Here is a 24,061-nt window from a genome sequence, read left to right as displayed (position 1 = left end):
ATAAAATACGAATCTATTATAAAAATTTTATAGATGTAGATGACATACAAAAAAGATTTGCTATTCTAATTGGCGAAAGTGTTGGGAATAGTCTAAATCCAGCCATTGCAGTTGATTCGGATGGTAAGCTTTATGCTGCTTGGGCTGCTTTTATGGGTCTGAATTTAGGCTGGGAAATTAATTATTCAGAAGGTACTCTTATAGGTCTGGGACTTACAGGATCGTATGATTGGACCTTTCCTGAAATACCTGGTAATGCCATGGGAATAGGATCTTCATTTTTTCCCGCCATAGGAACTGGCAGTAATATCCATTTCATTACCTGGTTGGAGTTTAGTCCAACAGAGCAGCTTGGAAATTTTCTCAAATTTAAAACCCAATCAGAATGGTCAAACAGAATCAATTTAAGCCAAACAGCTATTGGGCCAATAGAATCAATTGCTGGAATTCCAAGTATGTTTGTAGGATTAAATGCAATAGTCCATTCAGTATTTCAAGAGGTCTTTACGTTCCAGAATAATGATTTCAATGATATATATTATGTCACATATGAAATTGGTGATACCCTGGAATTCCAAAGCGGCCAAAATGTCAGCCAGGCTTCCGCTGAAAGTAAAAATCCGGTAATCTCTGGCAATTCAAGCGGAACATTATATGCGGCATGGCAGCAGGATTTGGATAATAGGTCAGATATTTATTGGAGCTTAAGAAATGATGATCAATGGTCAACGCCTGAAAATGTGAGCGTATCAGAAGAAAATTCAGTTTTCCCTCAAATTATTCCTTTACCGGATGATTCATTATTAATTGTATGGGTTGAAGGGAATACAACTCCTTTTCGCATAGTCTCTACAAAGATAAAATCAACGGTTACAAAAGTTGAGGGAAATTTTGACTTCGAGTCAAATAATAATCCAATTCGACTTATTCAAAATTATCCCAACCCATTTAATGGCGAGACCACCATCAGGTATAAAATACCCGGGTCAGATGCTGTTGAAATAGTCATTTATGATATGGCCGGCCGTGAAGTGATACAATTAGTGGATCAGCAAGCGGTGTTGCCTGGCGAATATTCGGTTACCTGGAATGGCAGAAATTCTGAGGGTAAAGATTCCAGCTCCGGCGTTTATTGGGTTCAAATTAGATCAGGTACTTTCATAAACATCAAGAAGATGATTTTGTTGAGATAGTGACAAATCACATAACTTAAGGAGGAACAATGAAAAAAATAAGAATAATGATGAGGTTTGAGAAGAATTTATGATTCGTATTTTATTGATCTTGTAATTGCCATCGAGACACATAGGCCAGGAGTTATTTTTCTTTCTCTATGCTCTATCAGATACTTTGCGGCAATTTTTCCGTCAATTCTTTATCTCCAATCTCTGCTTAATCCTTTTCACATCCTGTTGCAGCTTCATTACCGTTCCTGTCAGATTTTTGGAAGTCAAATCATTCGAATGAGGCAAGTCCAGGCTTAAATACGCAACGGCTTTCCACACCTGTAAGATTTCAGCCAGGTCAATTTCGTAAGGTTCAAAATCGACGTTGTCCGATTTCAGCAGCAACTTATCCTCGTCCGGCTTTTTAAAAACCCGTTTATACACGATCCCGTCGTTTTTGCTGACCAGCACATAACATTTGTCATTTTTGATGTCAGTTAAATTCAAGACATATTCAGTTAGAATATAAGAACCTGGCTCAATCGGCAGCATACTTTCTCCCTGGATCTGGAAGAATCTGCCGGTCCCCTGTAAATGATGAAACGGCCATTTCATCCGAGGTAAGTATTCGATATATTCCGGATCTCCATAACCTGCGAGATAACCCGCCTGGGCCGGGATCGGCACAACCGTGACGAATTCGTTATTGTCTTCATCTACCACAATGGGCAGGATATTTAGTTTCTGAACCGGAGTGCTTGTTTTAATTTTAGGAAACCAACCCCGCTCGCTGTCATAGCCAAGGATTTTGCTCAATTCGAAATTTAGCAACTCATCGATTTTCACACCGATCTGTTCTGCTAGTTTGAGTAGAATTTTAACCGGCGCTACGGCACGATTGCCTTCATAGGAATCCACCGCACCGCGTTCCAAACCGAAACGTTTGCCAAACTCGGTTTGAGACAGGCCCATCTCTTTTCTGAGATACTTTATGTTAGTATTGAAGAATTTTATTGCTGAACCTTTAAAAAATAACTGCTAATTATATTTGCATAATGCCGATAATATTTGTATCATTGCTATGTAAATTAGCGGATTTTGTAGAAAGAAGCAAGTTTTTTATGAGGTTAACCTCCCCTGACCCCTCCTTAACAAGGAGGGGAAATTCCTCCCCTTGATAAGGGGAGGTTAGGAGGGGTTTTTGAGACAAAACAAGCAATGAATTCCAACAACCGACACATCGTCCACCTGGACCTGGACAGCTTCTTCGTCAGCGTGGAAAGGCTCCACAACAGGGAACTGATTGGCAGACCCATTGTAATCGGCGGCAACAGCGACCGGGCGGTGGTGGCCTGCTCCAGTTACGAAGCGCGGCAATTTGGCGTCCGTTCTGCAATGCCGATGAAAGTAGCCAAATACCTGTGCCCGGAAATTCAGGTGATCTCCGGCGATTTTGATGCCTACACCCGCTATTCCGATATGGTCACGGAGGCCATTACCGAAAGAGCGCCCCTGTTCGAAAAATCTTCCATCGACGAGTTTTATGTGGAGCTTACCGGCATGGAACGATTCTTTGGCTGTTACAAATGGGCGGTGGATTTTAAGAAAACCGTACGCAAGGAGATTGGACTGCCCATTACATTCGGGCTATCGGTGAATAAAACCGTTGCCAAGATCGCTACAGGAGAGGTGAAGCCGGACGGCCAATTGGAGGTGGAAACGGGCCGAGAAAGAGAATTCATTGCCCCGCTTTCGATTGCCAAGATGCCCATGGTCGGCAAGAAAACCAACCAATTGCTGATCAACATGGGAGTACGAAAAATCGCAACGTTGAGCGAAATCCCTGTCGATATGATGGAACGGGTGTTCGGCAAAAACGGGATTATCTTGTGGCAGCGAGCCAATGGTATCGATAATACCCCGGTGGTTCCGTACTCGGATGCCAAATCCATGTCCACCGAACGAACGTTCGAAAGGGATACCACCGACATCGCTAAGCTCAAATCGATCCTTTTGGGCATGGTGGAACGCCTGGCCTTTGACCTGCGCAGATCACGAAAATTGACGTCCTGCGTTTCGGTGAAAATCCGCTATTCAAATTTTGATACCCATACGGTGCAAGCCAGGGTATCCTACACGGCCCACGATCATGTGCTCATCGAAAAAACAATGGGACTTTTTGATAAGGCATACAAACGGAGAATGCTGCTTCGCCTGGTTGGGGTAAAGTTCAGTCACCTGGTGCCGGGTTATGACCAGATCGATTTGTTCGATGACAACGACCGGGTAATCAAGCTTTACCAGGCCATTGATCGCATCAAGGTACGATATGGTGCAAATGCAATCAGGCGGGCATCCTCAGTAAAGGCCGGTCACAGAGACACAGAAGTCACGAAGATGTTTAAACAAAAATAAATAATGGAGAATATTTGAAAATTCTAAGCTCGAATATCGAAATTCTAAACAAATTCTAATTACATAAATCCTAAATCAGAAACGAACCAGGAGATTAACATTCGATTAGTGTCTAAACGAAAACAACCTTTTCTGTCATTCCCGCATGTTTTAAGCGGGAATTCCCTGCCTGAAATAACGAGATTCCGGCCTAAAGATTGCCGGAATGACATTGATGAGCAGGTTTTCGGTCAGACACTTAGTAGAATGAAGAATTGGTTTCATAAGGTTTGCAACATTGGAGATTAAGATTTGGAATTTGTTTAGGAATTCGTGATTCGGATTTCGGATTTTTTTTGAAAACACGATGCATTTAAACTGTCACACATACTACAGCATGCGCTACGGCACGCTATCGCCGGAGCGATTGGCATCTGAAGCCCAGGCCAAAGGCGTAGAAGTCCTTGCCTTAACAGATATCAACAATACTTCGGCGTGCTTCGATTTTTATTTGGCCTGTAAAAAAGCCAATATAAAACCTTTGCTGGGCATCGAGTTCAGGAACGGCCAGGAGTTATTGTATGTGGGTATTGCCAAAAACAACCAGGGCATTCGAGAACTGAACGAACATTTGACAGCATGCTCCCTGGCCAAAACATCCCTGCCGGAAACCGCGCCGGATTTTGAACATGCCTATGTCATTTATCCTTTTGGCAGCAAAAGTGTGGCTGACTTAAAGGAAAATGAATTTATCGGCGTTAAAGTTACGGATGTGCCCAGGCTATACGGTTCGGAGGAAAAGGCTTATCAAGACAAACTTGTGATTTTTCATTCCGTTACGTTTAATACCCGGCTGGAATACCATGTTCACCGGCTTTTACGGGCAGTGGATAACAACATTTTATTCAGCCAATTAACTGAAACAGACCATGCCTCCGGTAATGAAATCTTGATGTCGATGGACCGGCTTTTGGATTGCTACCGAAATTTTCCACAGGTTATTCGCACCACTGATAAGCTGGCCGCAAATTGCTCGGTCGACCTGGACCTGGATTCCCCCAAGAACAGGAAGACATTTACCGGCAGCCGCCGCGACGACAGGTCGTTGCTGGATAAGCTGGCAATCGAAGGGATGCGCTGCCGCTATGGTGAACACAATCGCGAGGCCAATGCACGTCTCGAGAAAGAGCTGAATATCATCGACCGATTGGATTTTTCTGCCTATTTTTTGATCACCTGGGATATTGTGCGCTATGCCCAGGGCCGCGGATATCACCACGTTGGCAGGGGCAGCGGCGCCAATTCAATAGTGGCATACTGTCTTGGCATTACCGATATCGATCCTATAGAATTGGATCTGTATTTCGAACGTTTTATAAATCCCCACCGCACCAGTCCACCCGATTTTGATATCGACTTTTCCTGGAATGAGCGCGATGAAATCATCGATTATATTTTCAAACGCTACGGCAGAAAATATGTAGCGCTGCTGGCGACCTACAACACCTTTAAGGGGAAATCCATTGTCCGTGAGCTTGGCAAAGTGTACGGTTTGCCGAAAAGCGAAATAGACGCCTTTCTGAACAGTTCATACTCAGAGAAAGGAAATCATATTACGGATAGTATTATTCGTTACGGCAAGCTCATCGAAAAATTCCCGAATTATTTGAGCATCCATGCCGGCGGAGTGTTGATTACAGAAGAGCCGATCACCTGCTACACCGCCCTGGAGATGATGCCAAAAGGATTTCCCACGACACACTGGGACATGCACGTGGCGGAAGATTTTGGCTTCTATAAATATGATATCCTGTCCCAACGGGGTTTGGGGCATATCAAAGATGCGGTTGAATACATCCGGGAAAACCGCGGTACGAAGGTGGATATTCACCAGGTTTCCCGTTTTACCAGGGATGAAAAAGTTAAGAAGATGCTGCGCAAGGGTAAGACCATGGGTTGTTTTTACATCGAATCGCCTGCCATGCGCGGATTGCTGAGTAAGCTGCGTTGCGATACCTACTTAGGGCTGGTAGCTGCCAGCTCCATTATCCGCCCCGGTGTGGCAAAGTCGGGCATGATGCGGGAATATATCTGGCGTTTCCACCACCCGGATCAGTTTGAGTATCTGCATCCCATTTTTAAGGAGAATCTGCAGGAGACCTTTGGCGTGATGGTCTACCAGGAAGATGTGATCAAGATTGCCCATCACTTCGCCGGTCTTGATCTTGGTGAGGCGGACATCTTGCGCCGGGCCATGTCGGGCAAGACCCGCTCCCTGGACGCATTTCAGAAAGTGATAGATAAATTTTTTGCCAACTGCAACGAGAAGGGATATCCAGAATCACTGACCAAAGAAGTCTGGCGCCAGATGGAAAGTTTCTCCGGCTATTCATTTTGTAAGGCACATTCGGCAAGTTTTGCGGTGGAAAGTTACCAGAGCCTGTTTTTAAAAGCTTACTATCCGCTGGAATTTATGACGGCCGTGATCAATAATTTCGGCGGATTTTATCGCACTGAAATTTACATTCATGAAGCCCGAAAAGAGGGAGCGAACGTTGAGGCGCCATGCGTTAATCATAGCAATCTCCTCACCAGGATTCGGGGCGAGACCCTTTACCTGGGATTCATTCACCTGAAGGATTTGGAGCAAAAGATTGGCCGGGCGATTCCGTACGAGCGAGAAAAACAAGGACCCTTCAAAAATCCGGATGATTTTCTTAATCGTGTTTCTATTTCTCTCGAACAGTTGGTGATCCTGATTCGCATTGGTGCTTTTCGATTCAGCGGCCAAAGCAAAAAAGAGCTGCTCTGGCATGCTCACCTTCGCCTGGGTGTGGGCCGCTCCAAACCGGAGAGATCGCTATTCGCGGTTGCCACCAAACAATACCAGCTTCCTCACTTGGTCCATGAACCCCTGGAAGATACTTATGATGAAATCGAATTGCTGGGTTTTCCGTTGTGCTCGCCGTTCGATTTGCTTAAAACGAGTCACCGTGGCGATATAAAAGCACAGGAACTGATGAACCAGGTCGGTAAAACCGTGCGCATGGTCGGTTACCTGGTGTCCATCAAGTATATACGCACTGTTAAAGGTGACCAGATGCACTTTGCCAATTTTTTGGATGTTGACGGTGATTTTTTTGACACCACTCACTTTCCGCAAAGTTTACAGCAATATCCTTTTCGGGGCTATGGGTTGTATGCAGTAAAAGGAAAAATTGTCGAAGAATTTGGCCATCCCAGTATTGAAGTGGACAAAATGGTCAAACTGCCGTTACGGCCGGATCCGAGATTGGAGGAGGAGTTAAAGCCGGGGAGATTGAGGGGAGTAGATGTTTAGCTGTCTTAAACTGTTCTAATTCTAAAACAGATATCGATTGATATCTAAAGCCATATAAGAGGATTCTTACACTAAGAGTGGACAGTACAGATAAGCAGGATATTAAATTTCTAATTCATTTTATGGGAATACAATCTGTTCAAGAAGTATTTAATATTTTAGAAAAATATTATCCACGCAATCAAATTAAACCTGCGACTCAATTCTTTATTGAGGAACTATTTGGACAATGATCACTTTAATAGAAACTAAAAAAAATATCATTTCAGATCAAAAGAATTGGTCTATTTATCTAATGGATTTTGTCGATGATTTTCGTTATTACAAAAATCCAGACGTAATTGAACAGTCCTTCGATTTAAATAATGAAAAATTTGATGCATTATTGGCTTCAACTGTAATGTACTTATGTGACGAACTCAATTTAGAATGTCCAGACTGGATTCATGAAGTTCCCTCATGCAAAGAACCGTGGTTCGTTTCCGGAATGGAAAATTTAAAGGCGATAGCGCTTGCGGAAAGTCCAATTCAGTTTAGAATTCGAAAGATTTTTGTGCTAGAGAATTTTTTACATCGAGCTTAAAGATTCCATAGTATAAGACCTCCCCTCAAAACCACTCAAACAGATCCGGGTAATCGCAAGTCTTGATTAATTTCGGCGCTTCATTACGCGTGGAATTTAAAATGTCACTGCATTTGAGGAAAATATTTACTAATTTTGGCAACAAAAAGGAAAATCAAAATGAAAGAAGAAACCGTTAAACAAAATGCTTTGCAGATAGTGAATGAATTATCAGATGATGCAACATGGGATGATTTGAGGTATAGAATTTATGTTCGACAATCGATTGAAGCAGGGCTTGAGGATAGTAAGGCAGGTCGAACTATCGATGTTAACGATCTAGGTGCAAAGTTCGGTTTATCGAAGTGAAGGTTCACTGGACTAATCGTTCCGTAGAACATTTGATAGCAATTTACAGATATATTTCTAAAGATAAAAAATATTATGAAGATAGATTGTAGATCGGTTAACGGACCGTTCCAAAACATTGGCAGAATTTCCTAAAATTGGAAGAAAGGTTCCTGAGCATGATTCGGAAGATATTAGGGAGATCTTTGAGGGAAATTATAGAATCATTTATTGATAAAACTTACTCAAATCGATATTTTAGCTGTAATCCATGGATCAATGATATTACCAAAAGAAATTTAGTCCTCCCTTCAAAACCACTCAACTAAATCAGGATAATCGCAAGGTTCAATTAGCTCGGGAGCTTCATTACGCGAGGAATTGACCATCGTCGAAACGGGGTAAATTTCCATTTTGTCACCAGCATAAGGTTGGAGCAATTGACGGGCATGTTGGAGAGGAATACTCTGGTCCAGCCACGCAGACTCGTCTTCAGGTTTTAAAATAACAGGCATACGGTTGTGCAGTTTTTTTACCAGGTCATTGGGTTCTGTTGTTATAATGGTGAAGGTAAACTTCTCTCCCTGGCCATTTTTCCATTTATCCCACAAGCCGGCATAAGCGAATGGTTCACCATCTTTTAAAGTTATGCGATATGGGATTTTGCCAGTTGATATTTTTCTCCATTCATAAAATCCATCTGATAAAACCAGGCACCTTTTCCTTCTAAAAGAATCCCTGAAAGCTGGTTTATCAGCTATCGTATCATCCCGGGCGTTTATTAGCCTTGCTCCGATTGAAGGCTCTTTCGACCAATAGGGGATCAATCCCCACTGGAAAAGCTGGATACGATCCGGAGTGGTATTTGTTATGATCGGAGCCTTATCAGTAGGCGCAATATTAAATCTCTTTTCGATGGTCTCAGTGTAAAAACTGGCGCCAAATCTTTTTTCAAGAATCTCTTCTCTTGCTGATATTGAAAATCTACCACACATAAACTGAATGTCAGAATAAAGAGTTTATAAAAATTTAATCGGTTTAAATATAGGCAAAATCCAGTATAATTCAAAATCAAGAATCGTAAATAAATTTTAATTAGAAAAAAACCGCGTACGAGTAATATTCAATGTATCTTTAATAAATAATTTTTATCTTGTTCATCCGGTAAAATTAACTAGATTATGATAGTTAAGCTAGCTTTTTATTTAGAAAAATTAAAGATATAGTTTTTAGGATTAAACCTTTTTGTTTTAAACAGGGTATTTAACTTCAATTGATACTAATCATACAAAAATTTAGCTATGTCTTATTTTGATCGAAATTCACGAGTCTTTCAGATATTATTTGCTTTACTTGTAGTTTTTCTGCTTTTTATTGCATCGATAAATACCCATCGCTATGCCAGCTCACCAACTGATGAAAATTGGTTTAACAATCCGGCATCAAATTTGTATGTAACCAAAAGTTTTCCCGCCGATTTAGTAGGGCTATCAACAATTGCAGGAGAGGGTGAACTAACCAGCAGCCAGGAAGATTCTATTCAAGTAGGCGATTTAATTCTTTTCATCAACGGCAGGAGTCAGCGTAATAGTTTGTCGGTTATGAAAACTCTTGAACTGGTTCCGGCAGATTCCACTTTGCGTTTCGATATCTCTCGCACAAGATTTAATAAGGATTTCGACTATGTTGTCAACAAATCAGTAGTACCTGATAGTTTTTTTATAGAATTACCACCGACAGCATATGTTTTTGATGTATTTCCAGGTGGCGCATCTGAACAAGCGGGCATGCTGGTGGGGGATCTTATTTTCAGTATAGATGGCCAGGAATTCGATGATTACTATGATGCAGATAACATTTTACGTCGCACCAGAAGTGGGGAGACTGTAGAGTACAAAGTTTTCCGCAATAACCGTGAAATACCTCTTCAAGTGAAAATTGCCAATTTTGGTATTCAATTTTCCATGATAGTTGCTTTATTAACCGGGCTTATATTTTTAAGCCTGGGAGCCTTTTTAGGAATCAAACGGCCAAATTTCTTTTCAGCTCGAATCCTTGGTATTGTTTTTGTATTAATTGGGTATGTGTTGCTTGTTTCGTATTCTCGTGGAATTGAAGAAGATCATTTTGTGATCATCAGGGATGCATTGAGAATAATCGGATTGTTATTGGGGGTTGCCTTATGGCTGCACAGTTTTTACTATTTCCCAAAACAACGATCGGAAGATAAACCAAAATTCTGGGAAGTGGGTGGTCCTTATTTAATATCCGGTTTCGTAGTCTTACTTGTTCTGACAAATGCTTTGAATGAAGATATGGGTATATTCGTAGCATTAATATCAATGGTCACATATTATTTGATCATTAGGGTCATCCAACGCAAAAAGATCTCTCTTGAATATAAAAAACTTAATCGCACGATATTCTGGGCTGTTTCAATTTTATGTGTTCTAGTTATTATTATTCGGGGAATATTTATTAACAGCGGTTTTATATCGGCTATTTTTATTTTAATTCCTCTGGCATATTTGTACACAATTGGCCGTTACCGGATATGGGAATTGGATTTAAAGGTTCGCCGTAATATTCAATACACGATTCTTACCATATTCTGGGGAACTTTTGTTTTTGGATCTTTGTTGTTTTTATTACTTGTAATCGCAAACGTAAATATAAACCTGCCAAATATTTCCTTTACAGGAACATCTCTGCAAATCTCTGATACCCCGTTACCGGAAACGCGCCGTAATTTTTTTGAGAATATTTTAATCATCGTGGTTGCGATCGGTTTATCTGCATTGTTATTAAAGATTCGAAATGTTGGTCAGAAATTGATCGATGAAAAATATTTTCGCAGTCATCAGAGCTATCAATATATTTCTAATGCCTTGGCCGAGGTTATGGAGCACAACTTGACCATGGTTGACCTGGCTAAAGGAATTGTGGAAAAACTTTCAAGATTGATGCACTTGCGGCGAGCCGGGATCTTGTTTTTTCGAAACGAAATTTCTGGCTGTTGTCATGAAGTTTATGGTTTGCAAGATAAAGAATGGAGTGAGTTTTGTATCGAAGTTGAAGACAAACTTATAACCGAAATCCAGAGATTCCGTAATGAAGCGCGATTTAGTGTGGAATTCTTACCTTCAAATGTTCGCCCCATTTTCGAACAATTGAGATTTCGTCATATAATACCGATCCGGTCAAAGGATAAACTGGTTGGGACATTGCTCATTGGCGACAAACTATCGGAAGCGCCATTTGATCAGGAAGATTTGACTTTACTGAATTCAATCGCTAAACAGGCAGCGATTGCGGTGGAAAATGCATTTCTCTATGAAAAACTTGCAGGACAAGAGCGACTCAAGCTGGAATTAGAAATTGCCCGGCGCATTCAGTTGGCATCGCTGCCACAGACAACACCAAAACTTGATGAATTGGAGATAGCCGGCATCTCGATCCCGGCAACAGAAGTTGGCGGCGATTATTTTGATTATTTAAATGGCTATCCAAATCGAGTAACAATCATTGTAGGAGATGTAAGCGGGAAGGGCACTTCGGCGGCTCTGTATTTATCGAAAATCCAGGGTATCATGCGTTCGCTGCAAAGTTTTGATTTGACTCCTCGTGAACTTTTTATTCGTGCGAATGTTCTGTTATATAAAGATCTTGAAAAACAATCGTTTATCACAGCGATTGGCGCCTCATTTGATGCCAGCAACAAACAGTTGGTCGTTGCCCGCGCAGGCCACTTGCCATTGTACCATTATCAATCTAACAGCCGTAAAATCGTACTTGTTATTCCAAAAGGATTAGGGCTTGGATTGGATACGGTGGAGAAATTTTCTTCTGAGCTGGAAGAAACCACGATTCATTACAATAAGGGGGATGTCTTTCTTCTTATTACTGATGGAATCACAGAAGCCCGTGGAGAGGGAGGAGAAGAATATGGAGAAGAATCCTTAGTAAATATTCTTAAATCAGGAAACTCACATTCTGCAAATCAAATTCGTGATGAGATTATGGCATCTGTTAAAAAATTTACCGGGGATTCACACCAGCATGATGATCAGACGGTGGTGGTTGTTAAGGCTCTGTAATTCGCTTTGATTGATCGCTCAAACTTAGAATAATACCTAGCGAAGCTTCACATCAAACCGTCAAGAAAAACAAGCTTAATAAACTCGAAATCCTAATATCGAAATCCTAGACAAATTCCAATGATAAAATTCCAAATACACCAAACAAAACGAAGAAACCTATTGAGGAGAGTAAATCAGTTTTACCTTGTTTTTAATTTTGTACATTCTAATTTTCGATATTGTTTAGAATCTCGAATTTAGGATTTCGAATTTTAAAATCAAAGTAATTTTATTTCTTCTGAAAAAACTTGACTCAAAATCAAAGTTGTTTTTCTGATAAAAATTTAATATCCTCTCAACTTTTTCAACATTTCCATCCCATTTGTATTTTTGGGGTTTATTTCAATAGATTTTTCATAATATTCAATCGCAAGTGTTGTATCGCCATTCACCATATAACTTTCTCCCAGGCTATCATAAACATTAAAAGATTCCGGGTATTCGTATACATTCAACTTGAAAATTTCAACAGCATCATTGATGCGTTTCAATCTGAGTAAAGTATATCCAAGATTGTTAATCGATTGTTCACTTACCGGAGGGTCTTCTTTTTCATTCTTCAAATCAGTATATTTTTTCAGTCCTGTTTTTGCCCCATGATTCAAAACAGTTTGTTGGAACACCATTTCCGGAGAATCATACTGTTCGTACTGAACCCAATCGAAGGCCGGTTGATTTCCGCCAATCGCCTTAGTAACGATTTCGTTGCGGATGGCTAATCCATTCTGACTGTTGGTCAAATAGACAACTCCCGTTTTATTTTCCATATTTGCAACGATGTAGCACTTAAAAGTCCCATTGTCACCCCAGTGCCAAAAAGAATGGCCATCATCTGTTTTTTGTAAACCCCATCCCAATCCCCAGCCTAACATTTGCGATAACTCACCTAGAGGACGATTGGTGCAATTCACACAATTTTTGTCGAGTTGAACTTGTGGAGTTAGAATTTCTGCAAATGTAAATTTCTGCAGGCCCTCTTCATTAAGAATTGCAATGACAAATTTAGCATAATCCACAGCTGTAGTTCTTAAACTGGCTGCCGCATTAACCATCTTTCCTTTTCGGGGTTTTATGGATATGCCAGCCACATCATGGCCGGAAGCGCTCTGGCTATCAAAACTATCTTGCCAGATAAAACTGCTATTTTTCATACCCAGTGGTTTTAAGACTAGTTTTTCTAAGGTTTCGTTGACTTGCTCGGCAGTAAGCTCATCGAGCACTGCTTGCAGATAAACATAACCCTCTCCTGAATAGCTAAATCTTTCTCCTGGTGTAAAAAGAATCTTTAACTCTCTATCTCTAGGACGCCAATTCGGAAAACCGGTTTGATGGCTCAATACTTTTCGAGCGGTGATCTGGTCGATCCGGTCATCTTCGATGTATTTTTCAGGTAGATATTTTGACAATGGCTGGTCTAAATCGAGTTGTTCATTTTCCACCATTTTCATGATTGCGTAAGCAAAAGCCGGTTTAGTTAGTGAACCTACTTCGAAAACGGTATTTTCCGTAACAGGTTCTTTGGTCTTATTGTCCTTTACACCAAAACCTTTCGCCCACACTATTTCTGCATGATCGATGAGTGCAATGGAAAGTCCTGGGATATTGGCCTGCTGCATGAGTTTTGGAATTTGGATATCCAAGTCATTAATAATTGACTGAACTTTCTTTCGATTTTTTTTATCTGTTTGGGCGAATGTATTCCCAGTATGAACATGTGTAATGCAAAACAGCATGAAAATGAATAGTAACAAAAAGGATTTTTTGTTTTTCATGGGTAGCCTCCTGGTCGAAGTTAATAGGAAAGGGTATTATTCTTAACTACAACAATTCAAGCAGAAAAGTTACAAAGTGATTTAAATAAAACTGAATAAATTAGTTTTTGCAAATTCATACAAAAATAACTCATTTAAACAGATCGTTGCGGAAATTAACCCAGTGGTTTCCGCAATGTATAACCTACGAGGCTGAGATCGCTGTGCTTAACTCAGTCACGATCCATTTTCAGTATTTACAAATACTGTCGGATTTCGCATAGCCTTGCGGTATCAAAGAATAATTCAATCAAACTCAAATAAGTACCGTAAATGTAAAGTCACAAAATTAATATAACCACAATTTGAGAAAAGCATTCGAATTTTTTTGTGCGAAAATATTTTTCTTGATTATCATTTTGTGATTCACATTATTTAAGCCATTAGAAAGTAGAGTGTAACCATGGATTTCTTAAAAAGAATATTTGAAACCAAAACTGAAGAGCGATCAAGCCAAACAAACGAGGTAAAAGAACAGGATATTCGGATTGCAACCTGCGCTCTTTTTCTCGAAATGGTTAATATTGATGGTGAGTTTAGTGATGCTGAGCGGGAAAGTATTATGTCAATTTTGAAAGAAGAATATGACCTATCTGAAGAACATGCTTTAGAACTTTCCGAGACTGCCAACAAGGAATTGCAGGGCAGTATCGATTTATGGCGTTTTACCAATCTCATTAACGAGAATTATTCAGAAGAAGAAAAAATTCGGGTTGTGGAGTTATTATGGAAGTTGCTGTATGCGGATGGCAAGGTCGATGAGCATGAAGATTACCTGGTCCGCAAACTCGCTTCTTTACTTCGGCTCTCTCATAAAAAATTGATTGAAGCTAAGTTAAGAGCTTTAGAAGATTAGTAAAAAATGAAATTTGATAGTAATATCTTCTTGAATTTAAGGCGGATTCCATTGTATTTCATTGATAATATTTGTCTGTTTGACTACATTTGATCAAATATTAACCGAACTTTCATAACCCATCAAATCTAACTATCAGGCAAGGGAGGTAGAATGAGAAAGAATACCATTAACATTTTTACTTTGTTGGTTTTAATCGGATGCGCCGGTTCTTCGATGACAACATCTAAATATAGATCCCGGGTGTTCACTGCATCTTATGAAAACACTTTTGAGAGTACGGTAGATTATTTCCAAGAACGTGGATTCCAGATCAATAAAGCGAATCTGTCTTCCGGGGACATTGAGACGGAATACAGGGAAGGTGCCGGTTGGGCAACCAGATCCATGACTAATAGAAGGGCAAAGGTAACCGGCAAAGTCATTCAAGTCAGCGACCAGGAAACCAAGCTTACATTAACCATCATTTCAGAAGAAAGAAGTCAAATGTCAGGATGGTTCCAGGTTGAGATGGATGTAGGAAAGGAACAGTTCTATTATAAGAGGTATTTTGAATCCATAGAGAATCGAATCAAAAGCAAAGGGCGTTAGTCAACGAACCCGGTATTTTATTTTAATCCGAACGCCTTCGGATTTGCAGTTCCGTCTTGTTTGTAGATTGTGCCTTCCTTCATCACAAAGGCGATCTCTTTTAAAGCTGAGATATTTTGCAGTGGATTCTTTTCTACAGCCACAATATCCGCATAATATCCTGGTTTTAAGGTGCCAAGAACATCAGATTTTCCCAGTAAATCAGCGGCGTTAACCGTGGCACATTTTATGGCTTCCATTGCCGGCATCCCTGCTTCTATCATATGATTCATGAATTATCCAGGTTAATCGCTTAAATTAACAGGTAATTTTATTTGGTACCTGGTCCCTTTGCCAACTTCGCTTTTAACCTGAATTTCTCCTTCGTGCCTTTGAATGATATTGTAGGAACTGGCTAGGCCAACATTCATCTGCACGCGTGATTCTTTTTGGCTAAAACCAACCTCAAAAATTTTGGCCAATTTATTTTTAGCGATGCCCTTGCCCGTATCGGATATGAATATGGTTACATGATTATTTTCAGTAGAGGTTTTGATTGTAATGGTCCCTTTATCCCTTATAGCCTCGGCTGCATTAACTAGAAGAGTCATGAAAACCTGGTTTAATTCCTGGTGATAAACCTTGATTTTTGGTAAAGCTCCAAATTCTTTAATGATTTCTGTGTTCTCAGGTAGTCGGGGTGTAGTTAACGCAATCGTATTTTCAAGCTCATAATTGAGATCTGTTATTTGTAATTCTTCTTCATGCGAGTGAGTGAATCTTTTCAAATTATTGACGATTTTTTCAACTCGCTTACCGGCTTGCAATATGGACTCAGAATTAGGTTTGATAATGTCCAGAGTTTGCATCAAATTTTTGTTCAATTTGATAGGTTGATTTTCTTTTGCCAGGAATCCTCTTTTAATTTTTGTCAATGCTCGATCGATAACATCTGTGTTACTTGTGATGACAGCCAGGGGTGAGTTCATATCATGGGTTATTCCGGCAACCAAACTACCCAATGCAGCCATGCCTTCAGATTGGATTAACCTGGCCTGGGTTTGCTTTAGATCTTCAAGAGATTTTGCTAATTCAATATTCTTGATTCTTTGAATTTCAGCTTCTTTATACGATTTCTCAACATGCATTCGAATTTGCATATTTTTGACTTTGATTTTACTATCATCGTTATAAACTGAATCTTTGAATTTTTGATATCTCTTAAAATGAACCAGGGCTTTTTTAAAATTTTTGCGGGATTCATAAAGATGGGATAAAGCTTCATGTATTTTGAAAGCTGTGGGCTTGGCTTTGGTTTGTTTGATTAATGACAATGCTTCATCCAGATATTCGAAAGCTTTGGAAGAATCCTGGTGATCTGCATAAAGGTTTCCAAGGCATAATAGTGTGGTCGCTTTAATCTCTTTATTTTCAAATTGTTCCAATTGCTTCAGACTATTGTTGAAATATTCCAAAGCCTGTTCGAATTGACCCAATTTATGATAGATCGTTCCAATAGCAATCGACGTAGTTGCTATTCCAATTTTTATTTGTGTTGTCTGTGAGATTCCAAGACTCTTTAAGTGAAATTGTAAGGCATTTTCTAATTCTCCTGAATTTTGATAAACTTGCCCCAATCCTGTATACACTCTGGCTTCACCAACCAGGTAACCAATCTTACGAAATAACTTTAATGACTTATCGAAAAAATCGAGCGAAAGTTTTTTATCACCAACTTCTAAATATATTAAACCAATATTTTGCAAGGCCCAGGCCTGGCCACGTTTATCTTTAATTTCATTATTAAGATCGAGCGCCATAAAAGAGCAATTCAAAGCTTCGTCATAATGACCTAGCCTCCAAAAGATTAGTGAAATCGTATCCATTGCCGTAGCTTCACCCTTTTTATCATTCAGAGCTTTAAAACGGTCCATCGCATTTTGAGCGTTTTGTAGCCCTTCTTCCAATTGAGATGAGATCAGCTGACAGTATCCCAAGTTTCTGTATCCATATGCCAGACCGATATCGTAATCTATTTTACGGGATAATTTAAGCGCGTCTTTGCTTAGTGAGAAAGCTCGTTTTGTGTCGGTGAGTCCCAATTCCCAGGCTAAGTCATTGAGGTGGTCAACTTTTTCCCTGGACTCAAGATCGACAGGGAGAGCTTTTAATTTATCTTCTAGAACTTTGATTTTTTCGTTCAATGGATACTCTGGATCTTGTTCATCCCGTCGCGGAGGTTGTTGCAAATGCATCCAAAGATAATAAAATTGTCATCCTGAGCGTAGCGAAGGATCTCTGAATTGTCATAAACCCAATAAAATCAAGAGATTCTTCACTTCGTTCAGAATGACATTTCGCTAGATATGTGTATTCTGCAACAGCCTGCGCGACGGGATCTATTTCCATATATTTGATAAAGTTGAATGTTATGCATAAAATAGGGTGAAAAAGCTCTTTTCTCGAATAAAAGTGATAAGGCTTATGAATAGGTCAGGTTAAGAGACTGTGTGAAAACAATATTAGTTGCAGATTTCCACAGATTTTATAACTATTTTCCAAAAGATTGAGACATGTCATTCTGGAAGAAACTTGTTAAAAAACAACACCTTACATAAACCATAACAAGATTCCTACGGAATGACAAAAAGTTGAACGTTATTGTGTTTTTGTGATGATATTGCATTTTCACACAGCCTTTTAATTGATGGGCAAGCGTATTTCGAAAGAAGTTTCCTTACCCGGTTTACTTTTAACAGTCATTTGTCCTTTATGTTTTTGAATAATACGATAAGAATTCGCCAGGTTAACCTGCATTCGCATACCGGTTTCTTTCTCGCTAAGACCAATATCAAAAATTTTATTCAGCTTATTTTTTGGAATGCCTCTTCCGGTATCCGAAATTTTAATATGGATAGTATTATCACTGGAGTTGGTTTTAATTTTTATCGTCCCTTTTTTTTCAATGGCTTCAACTGCATTTGCTAAGAGTGTAATAAAAACCTGGTTTAATTCCTGCACGTAGGCATTAATTTTGGGTATGGAACCATATTTTTTTTGCACTTCAATGGTACCGGGTAATTGTGGAGTAATCACTGCCAGGGAACTTTCTATGCAATCATGGATGTCCACCGATTGCAATTTGGCTTCATCCAATTTGGCGAAATTCTTTAAATTTTTGATGAGTTGTTTGATTCTTTGTGCTGCTTCAACGCTTTGTTGATTGTAAGAATGGATACGATCAATTTCTTCTAAGAGACTGCCGTTGCCATTTTCACGCTCTGTTTCTGCAAGACCATCCTTAATCCTTTGAACGCTGTGAATAATTTGCTCCATATTTTTAGTTGCTTCCGAAATCGGTGCATTGACCTCATGAACGATTCCGCTGATCAAATTAGCCAGGGCTGCCATTTTACCGGATTGTACCAACCGCACTTGCGCCAGTTTGAGTTTTTCGAGAGTGTCGGCTAATTCAACATTTCGCAGTCTTTGAATCTCTGCCTCCTTCTCGGATTTTTCGATCTCAAAACCAATTTGCAAATTCTTTAGTTTTGTGTCTATTTCTTCATTGAAAACTTCTTCCTTCACTTTTTGAAATTCTTTCTGGTGAATTAAAGACCTTTCGTAATTCCTGATAAGGTAATAAGCTTCCGACATCGCTTGATGAGTTTGATAGAGTTTTGGTTTTAGGCCAAGTTTAGTCGATATTGTCAACGATTTTTTAAGATAGGCCAATGCTTTTTGACCTTCTTTTTTTTGATTATATAATTTACCTAAATTAATCAGACTTGTCGTTTCTGCAGTTTTAGTTTCCAGTTCCTGGCGAATCTTAAGACTTCCTTCATAATAATTTAAAGCTTCATCAAGTTTACCTATAGCCATTTGAACATTGCCAATATCGTTCATCGCCCTGGCAATACTCAACTTGTGACCTTGATCCAAGAATATTTGCAAACATTTAAAGTGGTTTTCCAGGGCAGACTCGTATTCACCGAGACTGAAGTAAACAGTACTAATTCCACTAAGAGCCCTGCCTTTGCCCAATTCATTATTGATCTGTTCAAAAACATCAAGACTCTTAAAATGATAGTACAATGCCTGATCCGGATCGCCGATTTCCTGATAGACCCCGCCAAGGGAAGTCAATGTCCATGATTGGTATTCCAAACTGTCAATCTTCTCGTAAATCTTCAAGCCATCAAGCATGTATTTTAAGGCTTTTTCGTAATCACCTAATCCCCATTGAATCATACCAAATCCGGTTAAAATGTGAGCTTGCCCTTCTTTGTCATTTAATTCTTTGAATAATTCAAAAGCTTGTTTGCCTTTATTGATAGCAGCTTCAAAATCGCTTTGTGAATACAGATAATAGGTAGCCATCAACAAGCCCTTCGCTTTTCCCGAATCATAATTGTGGGCTAAGGATAATTCATAAGCTTCGCTACTATATTGGTATGCTTTCTTAATATCGTTGAAGCCAATTTCCCAGGCCAGTTTGTTAAGGGCATCAATCCTTTTTTTTGATTGATCCTTTCCAAGTCTGGCAAGTTCTTTTTCGAGTTCCGGGATTTTATTCATAACACATGCTGTTTTTTCTTTTTTGACAGGATTAACAAGATATACTGGATTTATATCCTGATAATCCTGTTTATCCTGTCTAAAAAAAACAGCTAATCTTTAATGAGAGGGTCCTAAAAAGATCGCATTGATCAAAAGCAAATTGAGGCCGTCAAAAAATGCTCGATAATTTGGATCCTGGGCAAAAGCCACTACATTACCTTGACCAAGTCGTTGGTGCATTAAATAAGCCTTGTTTGCAATTTGCTTTTTATAATCATCCCAGATAAACCCACTGAGCAGCACTTTGTCTTCAGGCATATAAAGTCCTACATTTCGTCCTTTATCCAGTTTAAGGGGTGTAAATATATTCCGGCCCTCGGTTAAAACATTTGCATCTCCGTCGTAACCAAAGGCAAGCCAATGCTCTTTATCGAGGGAAATGCGTAATATAGCGCCGGCCAAACTGGTCGGCAGCTCTTTCTCCGGCTGGATCTCTTTTTCCACATCGAAAGTCTTGGTCAGATCTGGTTTGTTTTCTTCATCTTTGTCTGTTTTATCTTTGTCTGTTTTATCTTTCTTTGGTTTATCAGGCTTGCCGCCTTTTAGCTCACGATTGGTTGCCAGCAAACCAACCTTTTCACCTGTCAACCAATAAGTGGCCTGGCCATAAGTTACCAGTGTGCCGCCACTCCTGATCCAATTTTTTATTCTCTCTGTACCGTCGTCTCCAAGAGCACGACTATAGCCGCCACGGGCGTTAGGTAAAATTATCACATTAAACTTGGTTAAATCCGCACTGCCTAATTGCTCCGTTCGGATGACTGTCACTGGATATCCATAAGTCTGTTCTATGATATACCTGGTCCAACCTGTGGAATAGGATGAGGTTGGGGTGTTGTAAGCCAAGGCAATTTTTGGTTTTTTCAAATATTTAACCTGACCGCTGCCGAAATTAACGCCTTCATCAACCCAGGATGAGTGGGTCGCAAAAATATCAAGGTTTTCTTCACCAGCAATTTTTGCCAGTTTTTCATATAAATCATCCGGATTGTTTTTGGTTTTGATAATCAGGGATCCGCTTGGATATTTTCTCCCTTCCAGGGAAAATGGCTTGTCGGACGAGAAAACTCTGATCTTTTCTCGGAATAGTCTCGCAAGCGCCCTGGCGGCGGAATGCGTTCCCCATTGAATAAGATACGCCAATTTTGCCTTACCGCTTATTTTTCCCACAGAAGCGGGAGTGTGCTCCAATTTTTTGAATTGACCCTTGGAAGGCACATGGGCCATATAAGCATCCACATCATATAATAATGGCAGCGACCAACCCGTGACATCGTAAATCTGGTTGCCCAATCTTTTTTTCTGCCGCCTGATTTGTTCCTGGATAAATTTATCATCCATTGAAACTTGCTTAATAAGCAAAGTTTTGGCCATGCGCTTTGCGGGTTGACTTAACGAGACAAGATAAGTTCCTGCGGGAAAAGTCTTCGATTGGACACCGCCATCGTAATAATCTTCCACTTTGCTATTGCTGAATGATTCTGTTGCTTGTTGTACCTCTACTCCTTGTGAGAGTAACAGCCCTGCCAGTTTAGCGGCGTGGTCAGGATCGTTTCCCGGGGTAAAAATAAATTCTTTGATTTGTTCACGACCGCCTTCTTCAATCGCTGAGCGACGATATTCATAAAAGTATTTCAGGAGATCCTGTCGATTTTTTGCGGAAGTCTCGGCAGTTGATAGTGAGGAAATGAAATGGTGCTGCACGGTTTCACGATAATGCATGACAGTTTCATCGCTTCGTTTTACTACCAGACCTCGGGTAGAAGCTTGCTCATAAGTCATTCCTATTGATCCATGAAACATCGGCCAGCCTTCACCATAACCTGGATAAAATGAATCAAAAACTTCGCGCGTAAAATAGTCGAACTTCATTCGGTCAAACCACCTGGCAATATCCTTACCGTAGTTTTTCAGCCATTGAAGTTGGGCAGGCGGTATTTCTGGATTTAACGGATCAGCCGGTGGCGCAAAATAATACGTCGAGTTTGAACCCATCTCATGTAAATCCACCACGACTTGCGGATACCAGTCTAAAAATAGCGCTACTTTACCCCGGGTTTCCGGCTGGGTTAATGCGAACCAATCCCGGTTCATGTCGAAAAGATAGTGGTTGGTACGACCACCAGGCCAGACTTCCCGATGCTCGGCAGACTGTTGGTTTTCGTCAGCCCAGCGGCCGCGAGTTTGGCGAAAATAATTGATGAAACGGTCGCGGCCATCCGGGTTTTGCATTGGATCGATGAGGACGATACTGTTTTGCAAAACAGATTGCGCCAGTGTATCATTGACTGCGGCGGCCAGGTGATAAGCGGTTAGCAAGCCGGCGTCTGTACTGGAAATTTCATTACCGTGTACGCCATAAGCCAACCATGTGATCGAAGGTAATGAGGCGATTAATTGATTTGCTTCCCTATCGTTGATGGTTTGTGGATTAGCAAGTTTTTTCATACCTGCTTTGATATCATCTATTCTTGCCATGTTTTCTTGTGAAGCGACGATGAGATAGTAAAGCGTTCGTCCTTCCCAGGTTTTTCCATATTCAACCACTTCGACATTTGGTGAAGCCTCGGCCAATGCTTTTATGTATTGCTGCACCTCGTGATGCATGGTTACCTTTTCACCCCATTTATGACCCACAACTTGCTGCAAAGTTGGGATATTTGGATTATAACTCGCATTCGGATAGAATTCGAAATCTTGTGAGTATCCTTTACCTGGAAATAAAATCATGGATAGAATAATCGTCAGTAACAATCTTAAACGCATGAACAACTCCTTTCTTTTGTTGAAATAAAATGTGCACCTGTTTTAAATAAACGATTGAGATGATTCAAAGGGAATACCTATCAACTCATTAATGCCTGAGCATTCCTGTAAATCTTTCTTGCAAAAACTTGTTTCCACATGCTTTTAGCGGGTAAGCCTGCTGTTCGAGCCCTACCAAAATGTCATTCCCGTCCCGCCTGGGCGGGATTATCGGGGATCTTTTTACGTTATCAAGCACGGAATAACACCCGCTTTAAGCATGCAGGAGTGACAAAACCTGTTCTCGGACAGCCTAAAAGCATGCGGGTGTTTTTCGTTCAGACACTAATTAGATACATAAGAAAGGTTTTAGCAAGGAATATTTTATATGATTTGCCAAATCAGAAAGATAAAACCACAGAACAGGACTCAAAAACCTGGAGTACTGAGGCAAAGACAATCGTGTTTGTGTAACTAAAGTCTCAACTCTTCCAATCTCCTGCAAGTTCACCAACAAAAGCATCGAAGCTGCGGGGGTCCTTTTTCAATATCCTTTTTTGTTGGATATAGTCCTCATCAGATGCAATAAATCCGTGATCCTGAAAATGTTGATACATAATCTTGAAATCATGAATCATCCATTCCGGCAAGAATTGTTTTGACTGTTCACCCCATGCTTCCAGATCGTTGCCGCCATAATGAATTTCTTTGTCCAAATGTTTACTAAAGATAGCTGCAATATCATTTCCGGTATGAACATCAGGTCCGACTAATGGGTATGTTTTCCCGTCATGGCCAGGTTCAAAAAATGCGTTTACGGCAGCTTCAGCTATGTCACGAACATCAACACGGTTAAGTCCAACATCGCCGACGGGTTGTGGATAAACTCCATACTCCATAATAGCCTGCTTAAACCAATAATCATTTTGATAATAATTATTTGGCGCTAAGATCGTATAAGCAATGCCGGATTCTTTTATGGCATTTTCGATAGGGACTTTTGTTTTAAAATGGGGAATATGCAACCCGTCATATAGATTATGAACGGATAAATAAATGATTCGTTTGATTCCGGCTGATTTTGCCGCTTCGACTGCCGCTAAACCCTGGGCTGTTTCAGTCATAGAAACGGCATTCAAAAGAAAGACATTTTCCATACCCTCAAAAGCAGGTTGCAAGGTATTCTTATCTTCTAAATTTGCTAAAACGCCGCTTACTCCATCCGGCAATTGATTTATTTTTTCTGTGGATTGCGAGGTAACCTTAACATTTGCTCCTTTTGCTGAAAGAAGTTTGACAACCTGGCTGCCAACAGTACCTGTACCACCAATGACCAATACATTCATGGGTATTCTCCTAAGTTTACTTGTGAAATTGGGTATTATCAAAATATGAATGGGTATAAAGTAAATGGATTTATTGAAGATTTCAAATAAAGAAATTGTGAAAAAAGAAGTAACAAAGAAATAAAAGAAGGTGGTAAAACGGCATTTATGTCGGATCAGAGAAA

General features: G+C 40.1%; 16 protein-coding genes and 1 pseudogene. 9 read left to right on the top strand and 8 right to left on the bottom strand.

The window, feature by feature from the left end:
• Nucleotides 1-1,193, top strand: a 1,193-nt coding sequence (locus IIC38_12745; protein ID MCH8126812.1) for a T9SS type A sorting domain-containing protein, incomplete at its 5' end; no start/stop codon positions are given.
• A 174-nt stretch (nt 1,194-1,367) separates the two neighbouring features.
• Here the strand turns inward: IIC38_12745 and IIC38_12740 are convergent.
• Nucleotides 1,368-2,138, bottom strand: coding sequence for a hypothetical protein (locus IIC38_12740; GenBank protein MCH8126811.1), 771 nt, complete (start codon nt 2,136-2,138; stop codon nt 1,368-1,370).
• Between the two features lie 246 nt (nt 2,139-2,384).
• On the opposite strand from IIC38_12740, the gene dinB reads away from it, so the two are divergent.
• From dinB to IIC38_12715, 5 genes and pseudogenes are all read left to right on the top strand, one after another.
• Nucleotides 2,385-3,581, top strand: coding sequence for a DNA polymerase IV (gene dinB, locus IIC38_12735; protein ID MCH8126810.1), 1,197 nt, complete (start codon nt 2,385-2,387; stop codon nt 3,579-3,581).
• Nucleotides 3,582-3,927: 346 nt separating this feature from the next.
• On the top strand, nt 3,928-6,900 hold the full coding sequence (locus IIC38_12730) for a DNA polymerase III subunit alpha (GenBank protein ID MCH8126809.1): 2,973 nt from the start codon (nt 3,928-3,930) through the stop codon (nt 6,898-6,900).
• Nucleotides 6,901-7,129: 229 nt separating this feature from the next.
• Complete coding sequence (locus IIC38_12725) at nt 7,130-7,483, top strand: hypothetical protein (protein ID MCH8126808.1); 354 nt, start codon at nt 7,130-7,132, stop codon at nt 7,481-7,483.
• A gap of 159 nt (nt 7,484-7,642) precedes the next feature.
• Nucleotides 7,643-7,831 (top strand): hypothetical protein, encoded by a 189-nt coding sequence (locus IIC38_12720; GenBank protein ID MCH8126807.1) that lies wholly within the window; start codon nt 7,643-7,645, stop codon nt 7,829-7,831.
• Nucleotides 7,828-8,113 (top strand): annotated as a pseudogene (locus tag IIC38_12715) (type II toxin-antitoxin system RelE/ParE family toxin). Before IIC38_12720 ends, IIC38_12715 begins: the two are co-directional and overlap by 4 nt.
• Before the next feature lie 8 nt (nt 8,114-8,121).
• Here the strand turns inward: IIC38_12715 and IIC38_12710 are convergent.
• Nucleotides 8,122-8,805 (bottom strand): SOS response-associated peptidase, encoded by a 684-nt coding sequence (locus tag IIC38_12710; protein MCH8126806.1) that lies wholly within the window; start codon nt 8,803-8,805, stop codon nt 8,122-8,124.
• Nucleotides 8,806-9,111: 306 nt separating this feature from the next.
• Between IIC38_12710 and IIC38_12705 the strand changes: the two genes are divergently transcribed.
• Nucleotides 9,112-11,907, top strand: a complete 2,796-nt coding sequence (locus IIC38_12705; GenBank protein ID MCH8126805.1) for a SpoIIE family protein phosphatase — start codon at nt 9,112-9,114, stop codon at nt 11,905-11,907.
• 326 nt (nt 11,908-12,233) lie between these two features.
• Here the strand turns inward: IIC38_12705 and IIC38_12700 are convergent, their stop codons facing one another.
• The gene (locus IIC38_12700; protein MCH8126804.1) at nt 12,234-13,721 is read right to left on the bottom strand and encodes a serine hydrolase; all 1,488 of its coding nucleotides are present in this window, start codon (nt 13,719-13,721) and stop codon (nt 12,234-12,236) included.
• A gap of 442 nt (nt 13,722-14,163) precedes the next feature.
• On the opposite strand from IIC38_12700, the gene IIC38_12695 reads away from it, so the two are divergent.
• Nucleotides 14,164-14,616: a TerB family tellurite resistance protein gene (locus IIC38_12695; GenBank protein MCH8126803.1), complete on the top strand. Its 453-nt coding sequence runs from the start codon at nt 14,164-14,166 to the stop codon at nt 14,614-14,616.
• 153 nt (nt 14,617-14,769) lie between these two features.
• A complete protein-coding gene (locus IIC38_12690; GenBank protein MCH8126802.1) occupies nt 14,770-15,207 on the top strand; it encodes a hypothetical protein in 438 nt (145 codons plus the stop codon).
• A 17-nt stretch (nt 15,208-15,224) separates the two neighbouring features.
• Here IIC38_12690 and IIC38_12685 read toward each other — a convergent pair whose 3' ends face one another.
• From IIC38_12685 to IIC38_12665, 5 genes are all read right to left on the bottom strand, one after another.
• Complete coding sequence (locus IIC38_12685) at nt 15,225-15,479, bottom strand: amidohydrolase family protein (protein MCH8126801.1); 255 nt, start codon at nt 15,477-15,479, stop codon at nt 15,225-15,227.
• Nucleotides 15,480-15,491: 12 nt separating this feature from the next.
• Complete coding sequence (locus IIC38_12680; GenBank protein MCH8126800.1) at nt 15,492-17,390, bottom strand: tetratricopeptide repeat protein; 1,899 nt, start codon at nt 17,388-17,390, stop codon at nt 15,492-15,494.
• Nucleotides 17,391-17,886: 496 nt separating this feature from the next.
• A complete protein-coding gene (locus tag IIC38_12675; GenBank protein MCH8126799.1) occupies nt 17,887-19,764 on the bottom strand; it encodes a tetratricopeptide repeat protein in 1,878 nt (625 codons plus the stop codon).
• A gap of 99 nt (nt 19,765-19,863) precedes the next feature.
• Nucleotides 19,864-22,572 carry a peptidase M14 gene (locus tag IIC38_12670; protein ID MCH8126798.1) on the bottom strand — a complete coding sequence of 903 codons (2,709 nt, stop codon included), beginning with the start codon at nt 22,570-22,572 and terminating at the stop codon, nt 19,864-19,866.
• Between the two features lie 461 nt (nt 22,573-23,033).
• Nucleotides 23,034-23,897, bottom strand: coding sequence for an NmrA family NAD(P)-binding protein (locus tag IIC38_12665; GenBank protein ID MCH8126797.1), 864 nt, complete (start codon nt 23,895-23,897; stop codon nt 23,034-23,036).
• Between the last annotated feature and the right edge of the window lie 164 nt (nt 23,898-24,061).

The sequence above is a fragment of the candidate division KSB1 bacterium genome (assembly GCA_022566355.1).
GTDB lineage: Bacteria > Zhuqueibacterota > JdFR-76 > JdFR-76 > DREG01 > JADFJB01.
The sequence above is the reverse complement of the archived record's forward strand: the minus strand, read 5'-3'. Positions and strand labels throughout refer to the sequence as shown.

Bases quoted from the DNA above. Each gene is read 5' to 3' on its own strand.
- IIC38_12720 (MCH8126807.1), top strand. From the start codon at position 7,643: ATGAAAGAAGAAACCGTTAAACAAAATGCTTTGCAGATAGTGAATGAA.
- IIC38_12705 (MCH8126805.1), top strand. From the start codon at position 9,112: ATGTCTTATTTTGATCGAAATTCACGAGTCTTTCAGATATTATTTGCT.
- IIC38_12695 (MCH8126803.1), top strand. From the start codon at position 14,164: ATGGATTTCTTAAAAAGAATATTTGAAACCAAAACTGAAGAGCGATCA.
- IIC38_12665 (MCH8126797.1), bottom strand. From the start codon at position 23,897: ATGAATGTATTGGTCATTGGTGGTACAGGTACTGTTGGCAGCCAGGTT.
- IIC38_12670 (MCH8126798.1), bottom strand. From the start codon at position 22,572: ATGCGTTTAAGATTGTTACTGACGATTATTCTATCCATGATTTTATTT.
- IIC38_12685 (MCH8126801.1), bottom strand. From the start codon at position 15,479: ATGAATCATATGATAGAAGCAGGGATGCCGGCAATGGAAGCCATAAAA.
- IIC38_12725 (MCH8126808.1), top strand. From the start codon at position 7,130: ATGATCACTTTAATAGAAACTAAAAAAAATATCATTTCAGATCAAAAG.
- IIC38_12700 (MCH8126804.1), bottom strand. From the start codon at position 13,721: ATGAAAAACAAAAAATCCTTTTTGTTACTATTCATTTTCATGCTGTTT.
- IIC38_12740 (MCH8126811.1), bottom strand. From the start codon at position 2,138: ATGGGCCTGTCTCAAACCGAGTTTGGCAAACGTTTCGGTTTGGAACGC.
- IIC38_12710 (MCH8126806.1), bottom strand. From the start codon at position 8,805: ATGTGTGGTAGATTTTCAATATCAGCAAGAGAAGAGATTCTTGAAAAA.
- IIC38_12675 (MCH8126799.1), bottom strand. From the start codon at position 19,764: ATGAATAAAATCCCGGAACTCGAAAAAGAACTTGCCAGACTTGGAAAG.
- IIC38_12690 (MCH8126802.1), top strand. From the start codon at position 14,770: ATGAGAAAGAATACCATTAACATTTTTACTTTGTTGGTTTTAATCGGA.
- dinB (MCH8126810.1), top strand. From the start codon at position 2,385: ATGAATTCCAACAACCGACACATCGTCCACCTGGACCTGGACAGCTTC.
- IIC38_12730 (MCH8126809.1), top strand. From the start codon at position 3,928: ATGCATTTAAACTGTCACACATACTACAGCATGCGCTACGGCACGCTA.